Source organism: Rhizobium moroccans, from assembly GCF_057559155.1.
The window spans coordinates 20,461-34,024 of sequence record NZ_JBHFJG010000013.1; the positions used below are offsets into that span (position 1 = coordinate 20,461).

The window sequence follows — 13,564 nt, forward strand, 5'->3', positions numbered from 1 at the left end:
GGTTTTCCGTGACCAATGCGGCCGTGCATCGGTAATGGCAAGCAGCCAAGCCTCGAACAAGCGGTGAGAAGGCGCCATGTCCACAGTTCATTTCATCCGCGGCGCGATTTTCGCTGGCTTTGCGATATTGGCGGCAAGTCCCGCCGGTGCGCAGCAAGGGCCGATCAAGCCATTCAAGGACGAACTCTTCTCGCGCCAGACCGTTCTGGAAAGCAGGGACGGCGGCGCATACGAGGTGATCGACTACCAGGAAATGCGCGATATCAACGGGCGCGACCAGGTGCCGGAGCGCCGGGTGAAAAGCGCCTATGTCTCGACCGCGGTGAGACGCCAGCAGCAGGACAAGACGCTCGATCTCGGCGGCCGGCGTATCGATGTCACCAGGGTGGGACAGGAGAAGGGCGCTGCCTTCACGGTGATCTTCATCCATGGGCGGGGCGGCGACCGGCGTCTCGGTGTCAACGACTATTCCTTCGGCGGCAATTTCAACCGGCTGAAGAACCTGACCGCCGGCAATGGCGGCACCTATTATTCACCGAGCGTCACCTCCTTCGACGACAAGGGTATCAAGGATATCGCGGCGCTTGTCCGCTATTCCTTCGAGCAATCTGGCGGGCGGCCGGTGATCCTTGCCTGCGCGTCGATGGGCGGCATGATCTGCTCCGGCATCAGCCGTGATGCGGGGGCGGCGCGCCATCTTGCGGGAATGGTGCTGCTCGGCGGTCCTCCGGATGGCGACTACTCGGCCACTCCGGCCGCAAAGCTCCGCCTGCCGGTCTATTTCGCCCATGGCAGCGCCGACAGCGTCTATCCGGCCAAGCAGCAGGAGGCGATCTTCGGGCGGCTCCAGGCGGGCGGCTATCCCGCTCGCTTCACCCTTTTCGAAACCGGCACTCACGGCACGCCCATCCGGATGACGGACTGGCGAAAAGTGCTCAACTTCCTGCTGACGGCACGCTAGGAGGCCGAAAAATCTCCATTCATGGCGGAATCTGCCTCCCTTTGCGGACGTCCTGTCATTTTTCATGGATTTTCCGGGAGACCTGTCTAAAACCTTCCGGGAAGTTTTGGATCGGCCGTTCCCGGCGGCCGCTGGAAGGGGATATCTCGATCGATGACGCCTGATGTGCGCCCGCTGGTGGCGGGAAACTGGAAGATGAACGGCACGCGTGCCTCACTGGATCAGATCAAGGCAATTGCCGAGGGCGTTTCGAGGAGTGGGCTTCCCGACAAGATAGACGCGCTGATCTGCCCGCCGGCGACGCTGCTTTACGTCTCCACCGCGCTTGCGACCGACAGTCCGCTGATGATCGGCGCGCAGGATTGCCACCAGGAGGTTTCCGGTGCGCATACGGGCGATGTTTCGGCGGAAATGATCGCCGATTGCTTCGGAACCCATGTGATCGTCGGGCATTCCGAGCGCCGCAGCGATCACGCCGAGACGGATCATCTCATCTGCGCCAAGGCGAAGGCCGCCCATGCCGCAGAGCTTACCGCCATCATATGCATCGGAGAAACCGCGGGAGAGCGGGACGCCGGCCAGACCCTCGATATCCTGAAGCGCCAGCTCGCCGGGTCCGTTCCGGACGAAGCGACGGCGGAGAACACCGTGATCGCCTACGAGCCGGTATGGGCGATCGGCACCGGCGTCACGCCGACCGCGGCGGATGTGGAGAAGGCGCATGCCTTCATGCGCGCCGAACTCGTGAAGCGTTTCGGCGGCGAGGGGAAGAAGATGCGCATCCTCTATGGCGGCTCGGTAAAGCCGGGCAACGCCGGAGAATTGATGGGCATTGCCAATGTCGACGGCGCGCTGATCGGCGGCGCGAGCTTGAAAGCCTCGGATTTCCTCGCCATCTACGCTGCCTATGAGGGGCTTACAGTGTAATCCTTCGAAAACGTCCGGAAGGGCTTGGAATGCGCGCCGGCCTCATGTAAAGAGCCGCCAACCTCTTATTGTTGCCTCCTTCGGGGAGGCATGGATTGTATCATGCAGACCGTTCTTATCGTCATCCATCTCATGATCGTGCTTGCGCTCGTCGGCGTCGTGCTGATCCAGCGCTCGGAAGGCGGCGGGCTCGGCGTCGGCGGCGGCTCCGGCTTCATGTCGGCCCGCGGCACGGCCAATGCGCTGACCCGCACCACCGCCATCCTCGCGACGCTTTTCTTCATCACGTCGCTGACGCTCGGCATTCTGGCGCGGTACGAATCCCGGCCGACCGATATTCTCGACCGGATTCCGGCAACGCAGGGCTCCGGCAACGGCATCCTCGATTCGCTCGGCCCGGCACCGACGCAGCAGACGCCCGCACCGGCCGGCAATGGCGTACCCTCCGATTCCGGCGCGGCCGCTCCGGCTCCTGCCGCACCGAACGCGGCGGCGCCCGCAGCGCCCGCCAACGGTGCCGCACCGGCAGAGCCCGCTCCCGCGGCTCCGACGGGTGTACCGACCGGCCAGTAAGGCTGGGGTCAAAGCTTCAATCTCCGGCAGGCCAAAAGCCTGCCGGTTTTCTTTTGTGAAGATTCCACAACCGTTTTTCGTCAAACGGACGATTTGGGCTGGCGGAATCACTAATGAAAAGGTATCCGATGACTCCCATGGCGCGATATGTATTCATCACTGGCGGCGTGGTTTCCTCCCTCGGAAAAGGAATTGCGGCCGCGGCTCTCGGAGCGTTGTTGCAGGCCCGTGGTTATCGGGTGCGGCTTCGCAAGCTCGACCCCTATCTGAACGTGGACCCGGGCACCATGAGCCCGACCCAGCACGGCGAGGTCTTCGTTACCGACGACGGTGCGGAAACCGACCTCGATCTCGGTCATTACGAACGCTTCACCGGCCGTTCGGCCACCAAGACCGACAACATCACCACTGGCCGCATCTACAAGAACATCATCGACAAGGAACGCCGCGGCGACTATCTCGGCGCGACCGTGCAGGTGATCCCGCACGTCACCAACGAGATCAAGGACTTCGTCACCGAGGGCAATGAGGACTACGATTTCGTGATCTGCGAAATCGGCGGCACGGTGGGCGATATCGAGGCCATGCCTTTCCTCGAAGCGATCCGCCAGCTCGGAAACGATCTGCCGCGCGGCAGCGCCGTCTATCTTCATCTGACGCTGATGCCCTATATTCCGGCTGCGGGTGAGCTCAAGACAAAGCCGACCCAGCATTCGGTCAAGGAACTGCAGGCGCTCGGCATCGCGCCGGACATCCTGCTTGTGCGCGCCGACCGGGAAATTCCGGAAGCCGAGCGCCGCAAGCTCTCGCTTTTCTGCAACGTGCGTCCTTCCGCCGTCATCCAGGCGCTCGACGTCGCCAATATCTACGACGTGCCCATGGCCTACCACAAGGAAGGGCTGGATTCGGAAGTGCTGGCGGCCTTCGGCATCGAGCCGGCGCCCAAGCCGCGCCTCGATCCCTGGGAAGAGGTCTGCAACCGTATCCACACGCCGGAAGGCGAGGTGACAATCGCCATCGTCGGCAAATATACCGGCCTCAAGGATGCCTATAAGTCGCTGATCGAGGCGCTGCATCACGGCGGCATCGCCAACCACGTCAAGGTCAAGCTCGAGTGGATCGAGTCGGAGGTCTTCGAGAAGGAGGACCCGGCGCCTTACCTGGAAAAGGTCCACGGCATTCTCGTGCCGGGCGGCTTCGGCGAGCGCGGCGCGCAGGGCAAGATCAACGCGGCGCGCTTCGCCCGCGAGCGGAACGTGCCCTATTTCGGCATCTGCTTCGGCATGCAAATGGCGGTGCTGGAAGCGGCCCGCAATCTTGCCGGCATCGAACAGGCATCCTCGACGGAATTCGGCAAGACCCCGGAACCGGTCGTCGGCCTGATGACGGAATGGGTGAAGGGCAACGAGCTGGAGAAGCGCTCGGCCTCCGGCGATCTCGGCGGCACGATGCGTCTCGGCGCCTATAAGGCGGCGCTGAAGAAGGACACCAAGATCGCCGACATCTACGGTTCGACCGATATTTCCGAGCGCCATCGCCACCGCTACGAGGTGAACATCGACTACATGCAGCGTCTGGAGAGCTGCGGTCTGGTCTTCTCGGGCATGTCGCCGGACGGCCTCCTGCCGGAGACGATCGAGTATCCGGACCATCCGTGGTTCATCGGCGTGCAGTATCATCCGGAACTGAAGAGCCGCCCGCTCGATCCGCATCCGCTCTTTGCAAGCTTTATCGAAGCGGCGCTGGAGCAGAGCCGCCTCGTCTAAGACATTAAAAAACCCGGCCAAGGCCGGGTTTTTCTTTCAAGCAGCCGCCTGCGGCAAGGGGCCGACATAGACGGACCGGGGCCGGATCAGCCTGCCTTCGAGCGCCTGTTCGCGGGCATGGGCGATCCAGCCGACCGTACGGCCGATGGCGAACACGCCGGTAAAGGCCTCGCGCGGAAAGCCGAGTGCCTCCAGGAGCAGAGCCGTGTAGAACTCCACGTTGACGTCGAGCGGCCGGTCCGGCTTTCTCTCCTTGAGGGTCGCAAGCGCCGCCTGTTCGACGGCTTCTGCGAGCCGAATGCGGTCCCGATCGACCTGGCCGGTGGCAACGAGCGGCTTCAACGCATCCTTCAACGCATCGGCACGCGGATCGCGCACACGGTAGATGCGATGGCCGAAACCCATCAATCGCTCGCCGCGATCGAGTGCCTCGCCAAGCCAGGTCTCGGCATGTGCTTCGCTGCCCACGTCATCCAGCATATCGAGGACCGGGCCCGGCGCGCCGCCGTGCAGCGGACCCTTGAGCGCGCTGACGGCCGCGAGAACCGAGGACGTGAGGCCCGCCTTGGTGGAGGCGATCACGCGGGAGGCGAAGGTCGAGGCATTGAGCCCATGGTCGGAGATCGTCACCAGATAGGCATCGAGCGCCGCCACCTGTTCCTTGCTCGGCAGCGCGCCGTTCAGCATAGCGAGGATATCGGCCGACTGCGACAACGACGGGTTTGGCGCGATCGGGGTTTCACCCTTCCGGAGCCGCAGCACGGCGGGCAGGAACACGGCCGGCGCCGCCAGGAGACGCAATGCGGTCTCGAAATCCTCGCCATCGGCGAGCCGGGCAGTCAGCGCGCGCATGGCATCCACCGGCGGCAGCTTTTCCAGCATGGCGTCCATGGCCTGGACATTCGCGAAGACCTCGGCGCGGGCCCGGCCGAGCTGCACCTTCAGCTCCGAGACAGAGATCGGGCGATCGAAAAAGCCGTCCAGCAGCAGCGCGGCCGTGTCCTCATAGGTCGCGTGCGTCACGAGATGATCGAGCGATACGCCGCGGATGATCAGGCGGCCCGCTTCGCCATCCACGTCCGAGAGCCGAGTTTCGGCGGCAATGACGTCTTCAAGTCCGTTGTTCATGGTGTTTCTCCTTTACGGAAGGGATGATCGAACCTACAAGCATTGACGTCAATCTTGATGTAAATGATCAATATGAATACGCTCTGGATCACCGCCGAAGAGGCACTTGCGCTGCTGCGAACCAAACCGCAGACGCTCTATGCCAATGTCAGCCGAGGGCGCATCCGCGCCAAACCCGATCCGGCGGAGCCGCGCCGCAGCCTCTATCTGGTCGATGACGTGAAGCGGCTGGCGGAACGCCATGCGGGGCGACGAAAATCATCGGCCGTTGCCGCTGAGGCGATTCGCTGGGGCGATCCGGTTCTGCCGACGACGATTTCCTCCATTGCCAACGAGCGGCTTTCCTATCGCGGCAAGAACGCCGTCGAACTTTCGGCGCATGCAAGCCTCGAGGAGGTGGCGGCTCTTCTCTGGGAGGCGGCGGAGGTGCGCGTGGAAGCGGGCATGGCGGAAGGGGAAGCCTCACGCATGGAAGCCGCCTTCGGCAGGCTCGCGGCACGCGTGATGACCGATCTGCCGGCGCTCAGGCGCAAACCCTTCGTTCTGCGGGCGGAGGCGGCAGATGTATTGTCGAGCGTTGCCGCCGCACTTGCGCCCTGGCCGGAACCTCTGCCTCTGCATGAACGACTGGCGTATGGCTGGCAGAGGCCCGAGGCGGCCGAGCCGATCCGCAAGGCGCTTGTGCTCTTAGCCGAGCACGAACTCAACGTCTCTGCCTTCGCAGCCCGCGTGACGGCTTCCTCGGGAGCTGCCCTTTCGGCTGCAACGCTTTCGGGCCTTGCGACGCTCACGGGGCCGCGGCATGGCGGCGCCTGGATCAGCGTGACGGTGCTGATGGAAAAGGCCGCTTCCGTCGGCGTTCGGGAGGCAATACGCGGGACGCTTTCTTCCGAGGGTGTCGTCAGAGCCTTCGGTCACCGGCTCTATCCGCACGGCGATCCGCGCGCCAAGGCGTTGATGGCGAGTTTCGAGGCGCCGCCGCTTTACGCGGCGCTGGCGGAAGCCGGAGAAGAACTGCTGGGCGAGCCGGTCAACATCGATTTCGCGCTGGCGACGCTCGCCGATACGTTCAAGCTTCCGGATGATGCACCGCTCGTCATCTTCGCGCTTGCGCGTACAGTCGGATGGCTTGCGCATGCGATAGAGCAGGTGGAGAGCGGTCAGATGATACGGCCGCGGGCCCGCTATGCCAGCCCTGTCGCCGAGGAAGGACTATAAGCGCGTCCCGCAGACCGGATCAGGGCCGTATCAACAAGATAGGGCAGGGCGATCCGGCCGGCAGTTCCGGGGCATGCGGAGGGCGGATGATGAGCGCATCGGAATGGGCGAAGATCTTCATCATCGATGAATCCTGCTTTCGGAAGGGCTCGACCATGAGGTTGCCGTCACGATCGCTCGTGAGCCTGGAGCGCAGATAATCCTGCCGCTGGTCGTTGGCCGAAAGTGCGGCGGCGGTGATGGCCTGGGCCTCGCGCCGGCGTTTCGGCAGACGGGCAAGTTTTCGAAGCAGCGGCTCGAGGAAGAGTATTCCGGTGACGAGGCTCGCGACCGGATTGCCGGGAAGGCCAAGCACCTGCATTTCCCCGAGCCTGCCGACCATCAGCGGCTTGCCGGGGCGCATGGCGATGCGCCAGAAATCCAGCGCCATGCCGGCATCCTTCAACGTTGCCTGCACGAGATCGTGGTCGCCGACGGAAGCCCCGCCGAGCGTGACCAGCGCATCGACCCCAGCGGCGCGCGCCTGCCGGATCGCCTCGGCAATCGCCTCCTGCCGGTCCGGCACGATGCCGAGATCGAGCACCTCGCCGCCGTTGTCGCGCACCAGGGCCGCAATGCCGAAGGTGTTGGAGGCGATGATCTGCGCCTCGCCGGGCTCGCCTCCGGGCTGGATCAGCTCGTCGCCGGTGGCAAGAAGCGCGATCCTGGGACGGCGGAAGACGGGAAGGCTCGCATGGTTCATGGCGGCGGCAACCGTCAGATGCGAGAAGTCGAGGAGCGTGCCTGCCGGCAGAACGGTTTCGCCTTCGGTGAAATCCTGACCGCGGGGGCGGACATGGCGTCCCTTGACGACTTGGATCTTCGCGCGGATGCGGTCTCCGTCGAGCTTTTCGGCATCCTCCTGGATGAGGATGGAATCGGCGCCTTCCGGCACCGGCGCGCCGGTGAAGATGCGCACGGCCTCTCCCTTGCCGACGCTGCCAGCAAAGGTGTGACCCGCGGCGGCGGTGCCGATGACGGTCAGTTCAGCGCCGGGATGCGGAGCATCCTCTGACCGGAGCGCATAGCCGTCCATGGCGGAGGCATCGAAAGGCGGCTGGGTAAGGCGGGCGAGCACGTCTTCGGCAAGCACGCGGCCGTTCGCCTCGGAAAGCGGCACTAGCTCGGTTCCGGTAATGGGTCCGGCATTATCGAGCAAGCGGTTCCTTGCTTCCGAAACAGGCACCAGCGCCATGGCTCAATCCTCCTCGCGGCGATAGCTGCCCGACTTTCCGCCGGTCTTTTCCAGGAGGCGGATACCGCCGATCTCCATGCCTTTGTCGGCGGCCTTGGCCATGTCATAGATCGTAAGGCAAGCCACCGAAACGGCGGTCAGCGCCTCCATCTCGACGCCGGTCTTGCCGGTGAGTTTGGCGGTCGCGGTCACCCGCAGGCCCGGCAAGGTCTCGTCCTCCGTGATTTCCACCGACACTTTGGTCAGCATCAGCGGATGGCAGAGGGGAATGAGATCGGAGGTCTTCTTGGCGGCCATGATGCCGGCAAGACGCGCCGTGCCGATCACATCGCCCTTCTTCGCATTGCCCTCCCGGATGAGCTTCAGCGTGTCCGGCTGCATACGCACATATCCCTCGGCGGTCGCCGAGCGGCTGGTCTCGGCCTTGTCGCCGACATCGACCATATGCGCCTCGCCGGAAGCGCCGATATGGGTGAGGCGTGGCGCTTGCGCCATCACTCGGCCGCCACGTTCGCCGCTTCGCCGGTCAGAAGCGTGCGTGTCGCGGCAGCGACGTCTTCCTTGCGCATCAGGCTTTCCCCGACGAGGAAGGTGGTGATGCTGGATTTTTCGAGGCGACGGCAATCGTCATGGGTGAAGATGCCGCTTTCGCCGACCAGGAGGCGGTCAGACGGAACCATGGCGGCGAGCTTCTCGCTGGTTTCGAGGCTGACTTCGAAAGTGCGCAGATTGCGGTTGTTGATGCCGATCAGCGGCGAGGAGAGCTTCAAAGCCCGTTCCATCTCTTCCGCATCGTGGACCTCGACAAGCACATCCATGCCGAGTTCGAAAGCCTCGTCCTGCAATTCCTTCGCCTCGTCGTCTGTCAGCGAAGCCATGATGAGCAGGATGCAATCCGCACCCCAGGCGCGGGCTTCATGCACCTGGTAGGTGTCGAACATGAAATCCTTGCGAAGCGCGGGCAGCGAGCACGCATTTCGGGCCGCCGTCAGGAATTCCGGCGCGCCCTGGAAACTCGGCGCATCGGTGAGCACCGAAAGGCAGGCAGCGCCGCCAGCCTCATAGGCAACGGCAAGCGCAGGCGGATCGAAATCCGGGCGGATCAGGCCCTTGGAGGGGCTCGCCTTCTTGATCTCGGCGATCAGCCCGAAGATGCTAGCCTGCTGCCTGGCCTTCAATGCCTCGTAGAAGCCGCGCACAGGCGTCTGATCGGCGGCGCGCGCCTTGAGCTCGGCCAGAGGCACGCGCGATTTCGCCGCTGCGATTTCCTCGCGCTTGTAGGTCTCGATCTTTTTCAGGATATCGGTCATGACGGTCTCAATCCTCGTCATTGGAGACGGCGACCAAACGGTCGAGTGCGGCCGCGGCGTTGCCGCCGTCGAGCGACTGCGTGGCGAGCCTCATGCCGTCCATGATCGTCTCCGCCTTGCCTGCAACGATCAGCGCGGCTGCGGCGTTGCAGAGCGAAATATCGCGATAGGCATTTTTCGCACCGGAAAGCACCTTGCGCAAGGCGGCCGCGTTGGCAACGCCATCGCCACCCTTCAGGTCGGCAAGGGTGGCGGGAGCGACGCCGAAATCGGCGGGCGTCAGGTCGAAGCTGCGGATCTTGCCGTCTTCGAGCGCGACGACATTGGTGGTGCCGGTGGTGGTGATCTCGTCCATGCCGTCGCCATAGACGACCCAGATCGTCTCGGAACCCAGATCGCGGAGCACTTCGGCGATCGGCTGCAGCCAGCGGGGGGAGAAGACGCCGAGAAGCTGGCGTTTCGCACCGGCCGGATTGGAGAGCGGGCCGAGGATGTTGAAGATCGTGCGGGTGCCGAGTTCGACGCGGCTCGGGCCGACATGGCGCATGGCCGAGTGGTGCTGCGAGGCGAACATGAAACCTATCCCGGCTTCGCGGATGCAGCGGGCGATGCGGGCGGGGCCGATTTCAAGATTGACGCCGAGGGCCGAAAGCGCGTCGGCTGCGCCGGATTTCGAGCTCAGCGCCCGGTTGCCGTGTTTTGCGACCGGGACGCCGCAGCCGGCGACGATCAGCGAGGCGAGGGTGGAGATGTTATAGGTTCCCGTGCCGTCGCCCCCGGTGCCGACGATATCGACGGCCTCGGGGGAAGCCTCGACCGCCAGCATCTTGGACCGCATGGTGGCGACCGCGCCGGCGATCTCGTCGACGGTTTCTCCGCGCACCCGGAGCGCCATCAGGAAACCACCGATCTGCGAGGGTGTCGCTTCACCCGACATGAGGATGTCGAAGGCCTCGCGAGCCTCCTCTCGGGTGAGGCTTTCGCCGTTGGCGACCTTGGCGATGAGGGGCTTCAATTCCGGCATCCGTTCCGCCCCTTACCGGATCATCTGGGTCGCCTGGTCGGCGGCAGCCTGGTTGATCGTTACGCCATAGTCGCTCTGAAGGCGGTTGACCATCTGGTCCAGCATGTCGTCGCCGGCGGATTCGGCGATCCGGTCGAGTTGCGGGTCGCTGGAAAGCGCGTCGGTCGGCGCCTGCTCGCTGCTGGTCACCGTCAGGAGAAGACGGCTTTCGCCATCGGCCGCAAGCGCCGTACCGGTCGCGCCGACCGGTCCCGAAAAGGCTGCGGCGATCGCTTCGTTGCCGAAGATCGCATCTTCGGCATTGCGGCGCACACCTTGCTTCGTCTCGACGGAAAGGCCGAGTTCGCCGGCGATCGCGGCAAGCGTTTCGCCCTTGTCCAGCCGGCCCTTGAGTTCGTTGGCGCGTGCCGTCAGTGCCTGGCGCTGCTGTTCAGCGGTCCAATCCGCGACGACGCGTTCGCGCACCTCGGAAAGGGTACGGTCGCGCTCGGGGATGACTTCGCGAACCTCGAACCACAGATAGCCGTCGTTGCCGAAGTTGACCGGCAGGGCGTCTGCGCCCGGTTCGGTGCGGAAGACGTCCTGCAGGAGATTGGCAACGGCGGGAAGGCCTTCGATCTTCTCACCCTGGTCGCCATTGCCGGAGGCGTCGGCCGTTACCGTGGCGGCCTTCAGATTGAGTTCCTTCGCCGCTTCCTCGAGTGTCGAACCGGCGGCCCGAAGTTCTTCGAAACGGTCATGGGCATTGGCCACTTCCTGCGAGGCGGCGGCGATCGCCAATTGCTGGCGAACCTCTTCCTTCACCTCGTCGAAGCTCTTGGTCGTTTCCGGCCGGATGTTAGTGACACGCAGGATAACTGAACCGAAAGCGCCCTGGACGGCCGGGGTGGTGCCACCCTCGGTGTTCACCGCGAAGGCCGCGTCGGCGATCGACTGGTCCGGCATCTTCTCCTTGCTGAACTCGCCGAGCATCACGTCGGCGGAGGTCTTGCCCTGATCGGCTACGAGTTGGTCGAAGGTGGCGGTGCCGTCCTTGAGCTGGGTGGCGGCGGCATCGGCCATTTCCTTGTTCGGGAATATGAGCTGCTCGATGGTGCGCGCGCCGTGCGTGGTGAAGCTGTCCTTGCGGCGCTCGTATTCGGCGCGCACCTCGTCGTCGGAAATGGAAGACGGGACGGCAATATCGGCCGGCTGCAGCGTCACGTAGGTGAAGGTGCGGAATTCCGGCGCGCGATAGCGGTTCTTGGCACCTTCGAACCAGGCGTTCAGCACGTCGTCGGCCGGAGCCTTGACCGGATCGATATTGGCGTTGGAGAGCAGGACATATTCGACGGTGCGGCTTTCGTCACGATACTGCTTCAACGCGTCGACAAGCACCTGCGGCGGCTTGAAGCCGTCCGACACCGCCTCGACGATCTGGCTGCGCACGGCGACCTTGCTGCGCTCGGTGATGTAGTCGTCTTCCCTGAGGCCGGCATTGCGCAGCCGCGTGGTGAAGAGATTGCGGTCGAACTGGCCGTTCGTGGCATGGAAGGCGGGGTCTTCGGCAATCAGCGTCGCGAGACGATCGTGCGACATGCCGAGGTTCATGTCGTCGGCGAGCTGGTCGAGCGCGGCGCCTGCCGCAAGCTGCGCGAACACCTGGCTTTCGAGGCCGAAGGCGCGTGCCTGCTCGGGCGTGAGCTGGGTGCCGAACTGGCGGCTGAGGCCGGCAATCTGGCGCTGGTAGGCGAGGGCGAATTCCTGCATGGAAATCTCCTGATCGCCCACCGACAGAACGGTGTTTGAGCCGTTCGTCAACATCGACGTTGAAACGCCCCATATGCCGAAGGAGAGGACCAGCAGCAGAAGCAGCGCCTTCGCAACCCAGGATCGGGCCGCGTTTCTGAGGGAATCAAGCATCGATCAACATACCTTGCACAACAAATCAGCCGCTCCACAGGCGGTTTGAAGGAATGTCTCTAGAACAATCCGGGGCGGAATTGAAGGCGTGGTGGAGGAAAACTAAAAGTGAAGCTCAGCCGCGTCGGGCGGCCCGCGGCCGAGCCGTTTCGGGAGCGGCGCCGAGGCGGTCGGCGAGAGAGGCGGCATCGGCCGGTGCGCGCACCTTGGCGTCGTTGTCGAAATAGACGTAAACATCGCGTCCGCCGGCACGGGGAGGAGAGGCGGGCATGACGCGCTCGGCTTCCTTCGGATCTCGCCCCTTGACCCAGCCGCGGATCAGATGTGCCCAGTTGTCGAGCGCCTTGTCGTCATAGCCGCTGACATAGAGCTGCTCCGATCCATGCAGGCGGCAGTAGACGAAATCGGCCGTCAAATCCATCAGCAGCGGCCATTCGACGGTATCCGCCACCACGAGACCGGCGCGGTAATGCCGCAGCAGTCCCATGAATTCCTCCGAGCGGAAGCTGTCGTTGCGGATCTCCAGCGCATGGCGAAGCGGGCGCTTTTCATCGGTCTCGACATAGGCGCGGTCGTCGAGCCGCGAATCGTGCTTCCTGGCGAGCGCGGCCGCCTTTTCGGTATCGGCCGGCAGCAGTTTCAGAAAAGTCTCGAAACGCTCCCGGTCGAACTTCATTCGCGGCGGAAACTGCCAGAGGATAGGTCCGAGCTTCCTGCCGAGCCGCAGCGGACCCGAGGCGAAGAAATTGGCAAGCGGCGTCTCGATCTCCTTCAGGCGCCGCATATGGGTGATGTAGCGCGATCCCTTGACGGCAAAGACGAAATCCTCGGGCGTCGCGTCATACCAGGCGGCGAAGCTCTTCGGGCGCTGCAGGCCATAAAAGGTGCCGTTGATCTCGATCGAGCGGAAATGCTCCGCCGCATAGGAAAGCTCCTGCTTCTGCGGCAGGCCTTCCGGATAGAACACGCCACGCCAGGGCTTGTAGGTCCAGCCGGATATGCCGATGCGGATTTCGCCGGTCTTCTTCATCGCGCCACCTCGTGTTCCGCCGATATCCGAACGTCACGAAGTGGCCAGAGTTCCGACGGCGGCTATTTGGTGAAGATGAAGAAGGCGCCGAGCGCGATAAAGGCAAAGCCGACGATCTGTTTCCAGTGGACGGGCTCGCCAAGATAGAAGACCGAAAACAGCACGAAGACGGAAAGGGTAATGACTTCCTGGATGGTCTTGAGCTGCGCTGCGTTGAAATACCCATAGCCGATGCGGTTGGCGGGTACCTGGAAGCAGTATTCGAAAAAGGCGATTCCCCAGCTCACGAGGACCACCGCATAGAGCGCCTCGGTCTTGAACTTGAGGTGGCCGTACCAGGCGAATGTCATGAATATGTTTGAAAGCAGCAGCAAGCCGATGGTCAGGAAGGGAACGCCGGTGGTGGGCATGGGGGAATCCGTGAAAGGCGGGAGGAATTGCGTATCGCAACCATGTTCCTGCAGCAAATACAAGCGGCGGATTTGGGGCGC

Annotated in this window: 13 protein-coding genes; 5 read left to right on the forward strand and 8 right to left on the reverse strand. The window is 63.7% G+C overall.

Annotated features, from left to right (window positions below):
• Positions 1-76 precede the first annotated feature (76 nt).
• The 4 genes from ACE04I_RS09745 (at position 77) to pyrG (ending at position 4,227) form a co-directional block, all read left to right on the forward strand.
• Positions 77-961, forward strand: a complete 885-nt coding sequence (locus ACE04I_RS09745) for an alpha/beta hydrolase (protein ID WP_046792256.1) — start codon at positions 77-79, stop codon at positions 959-961.
• Between the two features lie 153 nt (positions 962-1,114).
• Complete coding sequence (gene tpiA / locus ACE04I_RS09750) at positions 1,115-1,888, forward strand: triose-phosphate isomerase (RefSeq protein ID WP_046792257.1); 774 nt, start codon at positions 1,115-1,117, stop codon at positions 1,886-1,888.
• A gap of 102 nt (positions 1,889-1,990) precedes the next feature.
• Positions 1,991-2,461 (forward strand): preprotein translocase subunit SecG, encoded by a 471-nt coding sequence (gene secG / locus ACE04I_RS09755; protein ID WP_082118200.1) that lies wholly within the window; start codon positions 1,991-1,993, stop codon positions 2,459-2,461.
• Between the two features lie 128 nt (positions 2,462-2,589).
• Positions 2,590-4,227, forward strand: coding sequence for a CTP synthase (pyrG, locus tag ACE04I_RS09760; protein WP_082118201.1), 1,638 nt, complete (start codon positions 2,590-2,592; stop codon positions 4,225-4,227).
• Between the two features lie 36 nt (positions 4,228-4,263).
• Here the strand turns inward: pyrG and ACE04I_RS09765 are convergent, their stop codons facing one another.
• On the reverse strand, positions 4,264-5,355 hold the full coding sequence (locus ACE04I_RS09765; RefSeq protein ID WP_046792260.1) for a citrate synthase/methylcitrate synthase: 1,092 nt from the start codon (positions 5,353-5,355) through the stop codon (positions 4,264-4,266).
• Between the two features lie 63 nt (positions 5,356-5,418).
• On the opposite strand from ACE04I_RS09765, the gene ACE04I_RS09770 reads away from it, so the two are divergent.
• Complete coding sequence (locus ACE04I_RS09770) at positions 5,419-6,573, forward strand: citrate synthase (RefSeq protein ID WP_245282023.1); 1,155 nt, start codon at positions 5,419-5,421, stop codon at positions 6,571-6,573.
• Positions 6,574-6,592: 19 nt separating this feature from the next.
• Here the strand turns inward: ACE04I_RS09770 and ACE04I_RS09775 are convergent, their stop codons facing one another.
• The 7 genes from ACE04I_RS09775 to ACE04I_RS09805 form a co-directional block, all read right to left on the reverse strand.
• The gene (locus ACE04I_RS09775; protein WP_046792261.1) at positions 6,593-7,807 is read right to left on the reverse strand and encodes a molybdopterin molybdotransferase MoeA; all 1,215 of its coding nucleotides are present in this window, start codon (positions 7,805-7,807) and stop codon (positions 6,593-6,595) included.
• A gap of 3 nt (positions 7,808-7,810) precedes the next feature.
• A complete protein-coding gene (moaC, locus tag ACE04I_RS09780; RefSeq protein WP_046792262.1) occupies positions 7,811-8,302 on the reverse strand; it encodes a cyclic pyranopterin monophosphate synthase MoaC in 492 nt (163 codons plus the stop codon).
• Entirely contained in the window at positions 8,302-9,117 is an 816-nt protein-coding gene (gene trpC, locus ACE04I_RS09785; protein ID WP_046792263.1) for an indole-3-glycerol phosphate synthase TrpC, read from the reverse strand. Before trpC ends, moaC begins: the two co-directional genes overlap by 1 nt.
• 7 nt (positions 9,118-9,124) lie before the next feature.
• Positions 9,125-10,141 carry an anthranilate phosphoribosyltransferase gene (gene trpD / locus ACE04I_RS09790; protein ID WP_046792264.1) on the reverse strand — a complete coding sequence of 339 codons (1,017 nt, stop codon included), beginning with the start codon at positions 10,139-10,141 and terminating at the stop codon, positions 9,125-9,127.
• A 12-nt stretch (positions 10,142-10,153) separates the two neighbouring features.
• A complete protein-coding gene (locus ACE04I_RS09795; RefSeq protein WP_046792265.1) occupies positions 10,154-12,043 on the reverse strand; it encodes a peptidylprolyl isomerase in 1,890 nt (629 codons plus the stop codon).
• Positions 12,044-12,158: 115 nt separating this feature from the next.
• Complete coding sequence (locus tag ACE04I_RS09800) at positions 12,159-13,073, reverse strand: DUF72 domain-containing protein (RefSeq protein ID WP_046792266.1); 915 nt, start codon at positions 13,071-13,073, stop codon at positions 12,159-12,161.
• Between the two features lie 62 nt (positions 13,074-13,135).
• Complete coding sequence (locus ACE04I_RS09805; RefSeq protein ID WP_046792267.1) at positions 13,136-13,483, reverse strand: DMT family protein; 348 nt, start codon at positions 13,481-13,483, stop codon at positions 13,136-13,138.
• Positions 13,484-13,564: the final 81 nt, after the last annotated feature.

Excerpts from the sequence above, each read along its gene's own strand:
- ACE04I_RS09745 (WP_046792256.1), top strand. The coding sequence starts at position 77 with ATGTCCACAGTTCATTTCATCCGCGGCGCGATTTTCGCTGGCTTTGCG.
- tpiA (WP_046792257.1), top strand. The coding sequence starts at position 1,115 with ATGACGCCTGATGTGCGCCCGCTGGTGGCGGGAAACTGGAAGATGAAC.
- secG (WP_082118200.1), top strand. The coding sequence starts at position 1,991 with ATGCAGACCGTTCTTATCGTCATCCATCTCATGATCGTGCTTGCGCTC.
- pyrG (WP_082118201.1), top strand. The coding sequence starts at position 2,590 with ATGACTCCCATGGCGCGATATGTATTCATCACTGGCGGCGTGGTTTCC.
- ACE04I_RS09765 (WP_046792260.1), bottom strand. The coding sequence starts at position 5,355 with ATGAACAACGGACTTGAAGACGTCATTGCCGCCGAAACTCGGCTCTCG.
- ACE04I_RS09770 (WP_245282023.1), top strand. The coding sequence starts at position 5,419 with ATGATCAATATGAATACGCTCTGGATCACCGCCGAAGAGGCACTTGCG.
- ACE04I_RS09775 (WP_046792261.1), bottom strand. The coding sequence starts at position 7,807 with ATGGCGCTGGTGCCTGTTTCGGAAGCAAGGAACCGCTTGCTCGATAAT.
- moaC (WP_046792262.1), bottom strand. The coding sequence starts at position 8,302 with ATGGCGCAAGCGCCACGCCTCACCCATATCGGCGCTTCCGGCGAGGCG.
- trpC (WP_046792263.1), bottom strand. The coding sequence starts at position 9,117 with ATGACCGATATCCTGAAAAAGATCGAGACCTACAAGCGCGAGGAAATC.
- trpD (WP_046792264.1), bottom strand. The coding sequence starts at position 10,141 with ATGCCGGAATTGAAGCCCCTCATCGCCAAGGTCGCCAACGGCGAAAGC.
- ACE04I_RS09795 (WP_046792265.1), bottom strand. The coding sequence starts at position 12,043 with ATGCTTGATTCCCTCAGAAACGCGGCCCGATCCTGGGTTGCGAAGGCG.
- ACE04I_RS09800 (WP_046792266.1), bottom strand. The coding sequence starts at position 13,073 with ATGAAGAAGACCGGCGAAATCCGCATCGGCATATCCGGCTGGACCTAC.
- ACE04I_RS09805 (WP_046792267.1), bottom strand. The coding sequence starts at position 13,483 with ATGCCCACCACCGGCGTTCCCTTCCTGACCATCGGCTTGCTGCTGCTT.